The sequence below is a fragment of the Pseudoalteromonas sp. NH0006-46 genome (assembly GCF_057547735.1).
In genome coordinates, this window is record NZ_BAAJML010000001.1 from 1,012,481 (window position 1) to 1,021,013 (window position 8,533).

Here is an 8,533-nt window from a genome sequence, read left to right on the forward strand (position 1 = left end):
TTTATTAAGAAGGTTAGTACCTTAAAGGTAGGATTTATTTTTGTTTTGAGAAGGAAACGACATAAGCATGTCCTCGGTGATTGAACCAAAAACAAAACGGCTGCTAGTAGTCGATGACGAGTATTTTAATTATGAAATGCTTGAATCTGCACTAGAGTCTAAATTTGACGTTAGTTATGCTGACTCTGGTCAGAATTGTCTTGCGTCTGCAATTGCCAATCCTCCTGACATTATTTTACTTGATGTATGTATGCCAGGTCTTGATGGTTATGATACATGCAGAATGCTAAAACATACGCCAGAAACTAAAAACATTCCTGTGGTTATGGTATCAGGCCTTGAATCTGAGCTTGAGAAAAAAATGGGGTTTGACGCTGGATGTGATGCTTATGTAGTGAAACCATTCGCTATAAGCGCACTGTTAGAGCAAATAAACACAATAGTTTAGAGGGAATTATGTTCACAGAAGATAAACGAAACTATAGACGCATGCAGGTAAACGCTACTGCAATGCTTACAACTATTGAGCCAGTCGCAGGCTTAACATATACCGCTGAATGCGTAGACTTAAGTGCAACGGGTTTATCGCTGCATTTAGATGATTTGCTAGAGCCTGATACACTTTTGTCTGTTGATATCGCGTCAACTCATCCAAGTATTGCTCCGTTAAAAGCGACCGCTAAGGTAATACGTGCCAGCAAAGAAGATGATGGCACAATTACAGCAGGGCTTGAGATAATAGAGTTTAATTAACCAATTAAATGTTAATTAATAAACTTTACAAATAAGCCCTTTTAAGTAAAAGCCTTCAGGGTAGCTGCCCGCAATGGGGTGGTCAGCTGCTTGGTTTAAACGTTCCATTATTAATAAGTCTTTTCCAGCATCCAGTGCTGCGTCTGCAACTACTTTTTGAAATAAATTTTGTTCCATTAAACCAGAGCAAGAGAACGTTAATAGTGTGCCGCCCGGCTTTAATATTTGCATAGCGATCATATTGATATCTTTATAGCCTCTGCATGCACCTGTTAGCTGTGCCTTGTTGTCGGCAAATTTAGGTGGGTCCATAACGATAGTATCGAATTGTTTACCTTCGTCTCTGTATTGGCGTAAAAGTTTAAATACATCTTGTTTAACAAAATCGACTTTATTTAGATCTAAATTATTATGCTCAACATTACGTTTTGCGGTATCGAGTGCCGGTTGTGATACGTCAACATTAGTAACATGCTTACAGCCACCGCGAAGCGCATAAAGTGAAAACGTACCTGTGTAGCTAAAGCAGTTAAGCACGGTTTTATCTTTTGAAAAACGTTCAAGTGCTGCTCGGCTATCGCGTTGATCTAGATAAAACCCGGTTTTATGGCCTTCTAAAATATCTACCTCGAGCTTTAAACCATTTTCTTCAATAAGTACAGGTTGTGTTGGTTCAGAGCCCCAAAGTATACCTTTAATTGGCTCCAGACCTTCTTTTGTCCGCACGTCTACGTCTGAACGTTCATAAATACTGCTGCCAGGAAATATAGCCATCAGTGCGCCTACAATTTCACCTTTATGACGCTCAGCTCCTGCACTTAAAAGTTGGCATACGAGGACATTATCAAATTTATCGATTGTCACACCCGGTAAGTAATCAGACTCAGCGGCACATAATCGGTAACCGGTTAATCCACCTTCTTCAATTACTTGACTACGAGCTTCTAATGCACGGCGTAAGCGTCGCTCAAAAAAGTGTTGATCAATGATTTCTTTTTCGTCAAAGCTCCACACACGAGCTCGAATTTGAGAGTGCGGGCTGTATGCTGCTGTTGCTAAATATTTACCTTCACTATCATGGATTGTAACTGTGTCGCCAAGCCCAGGTTTACCTTTGATCTTTTTAATGGCTTTTGAAAATAACCACGGATGTTTTCTTTTTAATGATTTATCGCGACCAGCTTGTAGGTAAACGGCAGATGACATAAGACTTCTCTGTTGTAGTAAATAAGCGCTGTATTTTAGTCAAGGCAAGGTCAACATACAATGAATGTTTTGCATGTAAACTGCAAAGCACGGTAAAGTATGGTTAATTCAATGTGTTAATAAATTTTTGGAAAATACCTTGGTTGAAACTACGTTAACTCCGTCATTACAATTACTTTCTGAGCAATGCCGTGACTTTATTAAATCGCTTATACATGCCGATGTAGCCCATGATATTACCCATATAGAGCGTGTGGTTAGAGTGGCGATACAGCTTTGCAACGCTGAAAAAGCTAATATGGCTGTTGTGCTACCCGCAGCATGGTTGCATGACTGTGTCGCTGTTGCTAAAAACCACCCTGACAGGGCCAAAGCGTCGACTATGGCAGCAGATAAAGCAATTGGGTTTTTACAAGGCTTAGGTTATGACGAAGGCTTGTTTGAAGATATTCATCATGCAATAGCAGCACATAGTTTTAGCGCCAATATTAAAATTAAAACGGTTGAGGCACAAATAGTACAAGACGCAGACAGAATGGATGCCTTAGGCGCTATTGGTATTAGCCGTTGCATGAAAGTAGGGGGATCTATTAATCGCCTACTTTATAGCCCTGATGATCCATTTTGTACAACTAGAAAGCCAGACGATAATAAATATACTCTAGATCATTTTTTTATAAAACTTTTAACTATTGCCAAGAGTATGAATACCCCCTCAGCGAAAGAGGAGGCGAATAGACGCACCCACTATATGCATGCATTTTTAGAGCAGTTAAGGTCTGAGGTAGGTGAATAGTATGAGTAACAAAACAATCCCTTTTTTGTCAGGAATTGACCATTGCCATATTAATGTAGATAACTTGCCCAGCGCAGTAGTGTGGTTTGAGCGAGTTCTTGGCTTTAAGGTTATAGAAGAACTTGCCTTTTGGGATGAAACCGGAAAAGGCCCATTAACGTTACAAGATAAAAATGCGACAACACGGTTAGCATTGTTTGAAGGTCAAGTTCGTAGCAAGGGAATAGCGTTTGCTGCAACTGGGGAGCAATTTATTGCGTGGCTTGCGCACTTTAAAGCAATGGATGTAAAAGCAGTATTGGCCGACCACGGTGTTACGTTTTCAATGTATTTTAAAGATGAAAGCGGTAATAGCCATGAAATAACATCTCATGATTATGAATACATAAAGGCGTTTTATCCAGATGTTGAACAAGGTTCGCACAGCGCTAAAAAGTTTTAACTTTCTTGATTCCTTTGTTTAATAGTGAGTATTTCGTCCAGTTTTTCAATTAATAAGTCAATAACAGCTGGGTCGAAGTGGCTACCTGCTTGCTCTTTCATATGTGAAATTGTCTTTTCTACACTCCACGCGTCTTTGTAAGGGCGCTTCGAAGTCAGTGCGTCAAATACATCTGCAACAGCAATAATTCTACCTTCAATGGATATTTCATCACCTTTTAAACCATATGGGTAACCAGACCCATCCCACTTTTCGTGATGCTCAATTGCTAACTTGTGAGCAAGTTGTAATAGCGGGGAAGATGAGTTAGCTAAAATCTTTGCGCCAATTAAGGCATGCTCTTTCATGTGTTCAAACTCTGTGACAGATAATTTTCCGGGTTTTAATAAAATTGCATCAGGAATACCTATTTTTCCAACATCATGCATAGGCGCTGCTTGATGCAAGAGCTCTGCTTGATTTTCTGACATGCCAATTCCTAAGGCAAGAACTTTACTATACTGACTCATGCGAACTATGTGTTCACCCGTATCGGTATCTTTATACTCAGCTGCACGCCCTAAACGTTGAACTAAATCTACATGTGCCTGCTTTAATTGCTCAGCTTGTACTAATGAAAGGTGTGTTTTAACACGCGCTCTTACAATAGCAGGGCTTATTGGCTTGGTTATGTAGTCAACAGCACCCAATTCAAAGCCTTTATACTCGTCACTTTCGTCACCAAGCGCAGTGACAAAAATAACGGGAATATGCGCTGTTTTTGGATTACTTTTAATGTGCTCACATACTTCAAACCCATTCATGTCTGGCATCATTATGTCGAGTAGAATAAGCTTAGGTAACTCTTTTTCAAGTAAAGTTAAGGCCGCTGTTCCAGATTTTGCAAACGACAGTCGGTACTGATCGCCTAATATTTCACGCATCACTTTTAGGTTTGCCGGCTCATCATCAACAATTAATACTCTGGGACTTTGTGCAGAAAAAATCATTTATATACTCATATATCGTTTAGCTTTTTTAGTAATTCGTTTAACTTAACCTGCGCATTATCAAAATCAAATTCATCAAAGGCATCGGTTATTGCTTTAATATTACTTACCAATGAACCATTTGAACAACTTTGAAGGCCACTAAGTGCAGTGTCATTAAATTCAGCATTTCTTGCGAATTCGATGAGTGTTTCACACAATAATTTTAGTTCAGTGTTGGAAATAACTGTTTGATTATTTTCAGGATTACTGAGTGGTTCAGTTTTTTTGACCGTTAACAACTTAGAAATAGTAACCAACTCAGCTTTTATTGCTTTTAAAATATCATCAACGCTATCACCTTGCTTAATAGCTTGCTCTAAGTTGGATAAAAGCTTCATCAACGCAATTAGGCCCAAATTGCCAGAAATGCCTTTTAGTGTATGTATTAAACTATAGCTACTTTGAGAGTTTAGCTGAGGCTCATTTAACAAAAGTTCAAATCGATTATCACTATCGTTTGTAAATTTAGTAATTTCAGTTAGTTGTTTAGATTTAGAGCCCCACAAGGCTAACCCTTTTTTAAAGTCGATATGTTTAGCATTAGGGTCAGTTTGCGCAATTTCTATCTCTTTAGAAACGCCTAAACCCAACACTTGCGCGATTTCTTGGTTTAGCTGATTAATATCAATCGGCTTATTTGCAAACCCATTCATCCCCGCTTTTTTGGCCGAAAGTTTGTCTTGCTGCAAAACACTGGCTGTTAATGCAATGATTGGGGTGTTTTTCAATTTTTTTTGCTTTTCTAGTTCTCTTATTCTCATAGATGCTTCAATCCCATCACATTCCGGCATATGGATATCCATTAAAATCACATCAAAATCGTGTTGTTGGAAAGTAGCAATGGCCTCAAAACCGTTACTCGCTTTCGTAACCGCATGGTGATCTCTTGAGAGTAATAACGAGAGAAGCTCTGTGTTTTGTTCTATATCGTCAACGACTAATACTCTTAGCGCAGGCAATTGTGTGTGAAGGCCATCAAAATGATCAATTTTATTTTCATCACCCACCTTTAGAGGAAGCGAAAAATAAAAGCAGGTGCCTTTATTTAATTCACTGACTAAATTTATAGTCCCCCCCATAAGTTCAACTAATTGTTTACTTATGGTTGTACCAAGCCCCGTTCCACCAAAGCGACGTGTTGTTGTTCCGTCGGCTTGAACAAAAGGCTGAAAAATAGCGCTTACTCTGTCCGGTGCAATACCAATACCTGTGTCTTGTACTTCAAAAAATAAGTGCCCGTTTTGCGTCGTACTCACTGTTATGGTTATAGAGCCGCGCTCTGTAAATTTAATCGCGTTGCCAATCAGGTTGGTTAATATTTGTCTTAACCTGTCAGGATCGCCGTAGTAAGTGTTTTGCACTGACTCTTTAATAGTTAGGTTGAGTATAAGAGCTTTCTTTTTTGCCTCTAACCAAAAGGTTGAAATAATACTGTCTATAACTGGTTTAAGGCTAAAATGTACCGCTTCTATTGTTAGCTTGCCACGCTCTAATTTTGCTGAATCGAGTACTTCGTTAAGTAAGCGAAGTAGTGAACGGGCTGCATTATTGACAGTAACAAGGTGCTTTTGCTGGTCATGATTTAGCGGTGTATCCATAAGCAAGTCGCTAAAACCGATAATTGAGTTCATAGGAGTGCGTATTTCGTGGCTCATATTAGCCATAAATGATTGCTTAGCTTGTGCGGCTTCCTCAGCTTGAAGTTTGGCTTTTTCGAGTTTGTCTTCGTATTCTTTACGCTCGGTGATATCAATAAGTACGCCGTCTATCCACTGAGCTTGATCTTGGTTATTATAATAAAAGCTACCTTGGTCTAATAACCATAACACTTTGCCATTTCTGTGACGAATTCTATACTCGATAGAGTATTGACGTTTATCTTGGACTGCTTTTAATACTGCATCCATAACGGCTTGCTGATCTGTTTTTAGAATAAGATCATTAAACTCTAAGCAATGCTCAGTAAATTCATCTGATTGGTAACCTGTTAGCTCTAATATACTTGGGCTTATAAATAACATACTCCAATTTTCATCTAGCCTACATCTGAATACAGCACCCGGCATATTATTTATTAAAGAGCGGTACTTTTGCTCTTTTTCAACAAGGCTGCGTTGTAATTCGCGCTGTTCGGTCAAGTCGGTAATGTAACCTACGTATAGAGGAGTTTGTCCGGGCTGGTTAACTTCGCCAATACCGATACGAATAGGGAAAAGATGACCTTCTTTATGCTTTGCAAAAATTTCACGGTTAACACCAAGGACCTTCTCAGAGTAAGTATTTTCAGCATTGGCAAGGTATTGATCGTGATGCTTTGCAATTTTATCATCCATTAACATTTTTATGTTTTTGTTTTTAACTTCATGCTCTTGCCAGCCAAAAATATGGGTGGCTGAGGTATTAAAACTTAAAATAATACCTGCATGGTCAATGGTGACTATTGCGTCAATTGCGGTTTCTAGAATGGCATTTAACCGAGACTCATCGGCAGATTTTTCCTCTAACAACATTTTATAACGAACCATGCCATTGATAACGGCAACCACACTTGTAATAGCTATCGTTGCGGTTGCGACGGCTATTGCAACAAATGTAAGACCTGCAGACGCATTAACATCGGTAAATAGTAAAGGCGATGTTGCAACAAAGCGTGTTGCAGCCATGCCCATATAGTGCATTCCTGCAACAGCGAAGCCCAAAATAATAGCGCTTATGGTACGGCTTTGTAGCGCTGTTAATTTCGGGAAAACCTTAGTAAGGTTAAACCGGCTATACAGGGCGATAAATGATAAAGCGACGGCAACAAAGAGCGATAAAACAAAGGTAAGTGGGTCGTAGCGTAACAAAGGCGCCAACTCCATAGCGGCCATGCCGCTGTAATGCATTGTACCTATGCCAGCGCCTAATAATACAGAACATAAACCAAGTATTTTGAAGGTCGTCTTATTGTTAATTAAAATAGATACAGCAAATTGGCAAGCAAAAAAAGCAGGGAGAAAAGATAAAATAGTGATTGTTGGGTCGTATTTGATATTTGTGCATAGAGAGAAGGCCAGCATACCGATAAAGTGCATACTCCAAATGCCTGCTGAAAATATTGCTGCGGCAGTGAATTTTGCTAAACGCCTATAATTATAAAATTTTGTTTCTTTTGCTAAATCAATGAGCCTAGTTGTAAAAAAAGAGGCGAATATCGCTATTAAAATAGATATAGATACTAAAAGTGGGTCATATACCCCGTTGATAATCAGGCTAGGGTCATGGTCTGTTACAAAAAACGCAGATAGCATATTGGCTCAAAAATTAGTCTTTAAGTGAGTAGTTTAATATAATTATCATATAAATAAATAGTTAATTGACGAGTGCGGTATAAAAAGTGAGTTCGTTTCAATTTTTTAACGTATAGTTTTCAAGTTATTATTTTTTATATTTATTTTAAGTAAAGTTAATAATTAAAATGAAAAATAAGCAGTGTAAAAACCAATAGCGTTTATCTATTAAATAGCGTTAAAACGGGCCAAAGAATTAAATTAATGAGAGAAAGTAGTGTTTGATTATCAACTTAAAAAAAGTAAGCGCAGAAAGACAGTGGCTATAAAAATATATAATCAAACAGTAACCGTATACGCACCTCATTATGTGCCGTTAAAACAAATCGATAGTTGGTTACTCGAAAAGCAACATTGGATAGAAACACAATTAAAAAAGCAGCTTAATGTAATAGACACTAAACAGTACCCAATTGAGCAAAATAAAATAAAGATTTTTTCTGAGTCGGTTGAATTAATTTTTCGTGAAGGCCCATCATCTGACGTGAAAGAGCATAATAACGCGCTATTTATTACACACTCTAGTCGTGTAAAAAATTATAAAAATAAATATGAGGGTTTAATTAAACGCTATTTAGAAGAAAAGTTAGCGGCTTATGTGGAAATGCGTATAGCTTTTTATTGTGAAAAAATGGAAGAGGCGTTGCCAAAAAAATTAACGTTAGCTGTTTATAAGCGTCGTTGGGGCAGTTGTAACAGTAAGCGAGAATTGTCGTTTAATTTACATTTAATAGGAGCACCTCATAGAATTATTGATTATGTAATAGTGCATGAGCTTGCTCATTTAAGGTATTTAAATCACAGTAAGCAATTTTGGGACAGAGTAGAGATTTTTTATCCAGACTATAAAGCTGCATCCAATTGGTTAAAAACTAATGGCATGAGTTTACTGTGGGTGTTTTAAGCTATTTTGAATATAGGAATATAGGAATATAGGAATATAGGAATATAGGAATATAGGAATATAGGAATATAG

Annotated in this window: 8 protein-coding genes; 5 read left to right on the plus strand and 3 right to left on the minus strand. The window is 38.0% G+C overall.

Annotated features, from left to right (window positions below; translation table 11 throughout):
• The first annotated feature begins 67 nt into the window (after positions 1–67).
• Positions 68–448 carry a response regulator gene (locus tag AC27I2_RS04760; protein ID WP_058404674.1) on the plus strand — a complete coding sequence of 127 codons (381 nt, stop codon included), beginning with the start codon at positions 68–70 and terminating at the stop codon, positions 446–448.
• 8 nt (positions 449–456) lie between these two features.
• Entirely contained in the window at positions 457–753 is a 297-nt protein-coding gene (locus AC27I2_RS04765; RefSeq protein WP_039036718.1) for a PilZ domain-containing protein, read from the plus strand.
• A gap of 15 nt (positions 754–768) precedes the next feature.
• On the opposite strand, the gene AC27I2_RS04770 is transcribed toward AC27I2_RS04765, so the two are convergent.
• A complete protein-coding gene (locus tag AC27I2_RS04770; RefSeq protein ID WP_058404676.1) occupies positions 769–1,959 on the minus strand; it encodes a class I SAM-dependent methyltransferase in 1,191 nt (396 codons plus the stop codon).
• Between the two features lie 139 nt (positions 1,960–2,098).
• Here AC27I2_RS04770 and AC27I2_RS04775 point away from each other — a divergent pair, with 139 nt between their 5' ends.
• Both AC27I2_RS04775 and AC27I2_RS04780 read left to right on the plus strand, forming a co-directional pair.
• Positions 2,099–2,755: an HD domain-containing protein gene (locus AC27I2_RS04775; protein WP_487203585.1), complete on the plus strand. Its 657-nt coding sequence runs from the start codon at positions 2,099–2,101 to the stop codon at positions 2,753–2,755.
• Between the two features lies 1 nt (position 2,756).
• A complete protein-coding gene (locus AC27I2_RS04780; protein ID WP_487203586.1) occupies positions 2,757–3,197 on the plus strand; it encodes a VOC family protein in 441 nt (146 codons plus the stop codon).
• Here the strand turns inward: AC27I2_RS04780 and AC27I2_RS04785 are convergent.
• Positions 3,194–4,186 (minus strand): response regulator, encoded by a 993-nt coding sequence (locus AC27I2_RS04785; protein ID WP_487203587.1) that lies wholly within the window; start codon positions 4,184–4,186, stop codon positions 3,194–3,196. The genes AC27I2_RS04780 and AC27I2_RS04785 overlap by 4 nt on opposite strands.
• 8 nt (positions 4,187–4,194) lie before the next feature.
• Entirely contained in the window at positions 4,195–7,518 is a 3,324-nt protein-coding gene (locus AC27I2_RS04790; RefSeq protein WP_487203588.1) for an MHYT domain-containing protein, read from the minus strand.
• Between the two features lie 256 nt (positions 7,519–7,774).
• Here AC27I2_RS04790 and AC27I2_RS04795 point away from each other — a divergent pair, with 256 nt between their 5' ends.
• Positions 7,775–8,461: a M48 family metallopeptidase gene (locus tag AC27I2_RS04795; protein WP_487203589.1), complete on the plus strand. Its 687-nt coding sequence runs from the start codon at positions 7,775–7,777 to the stop codon at positions 8,459–8,461.
• Positions 8,462–8,533 lie beyond the last annotated feature (72 nt).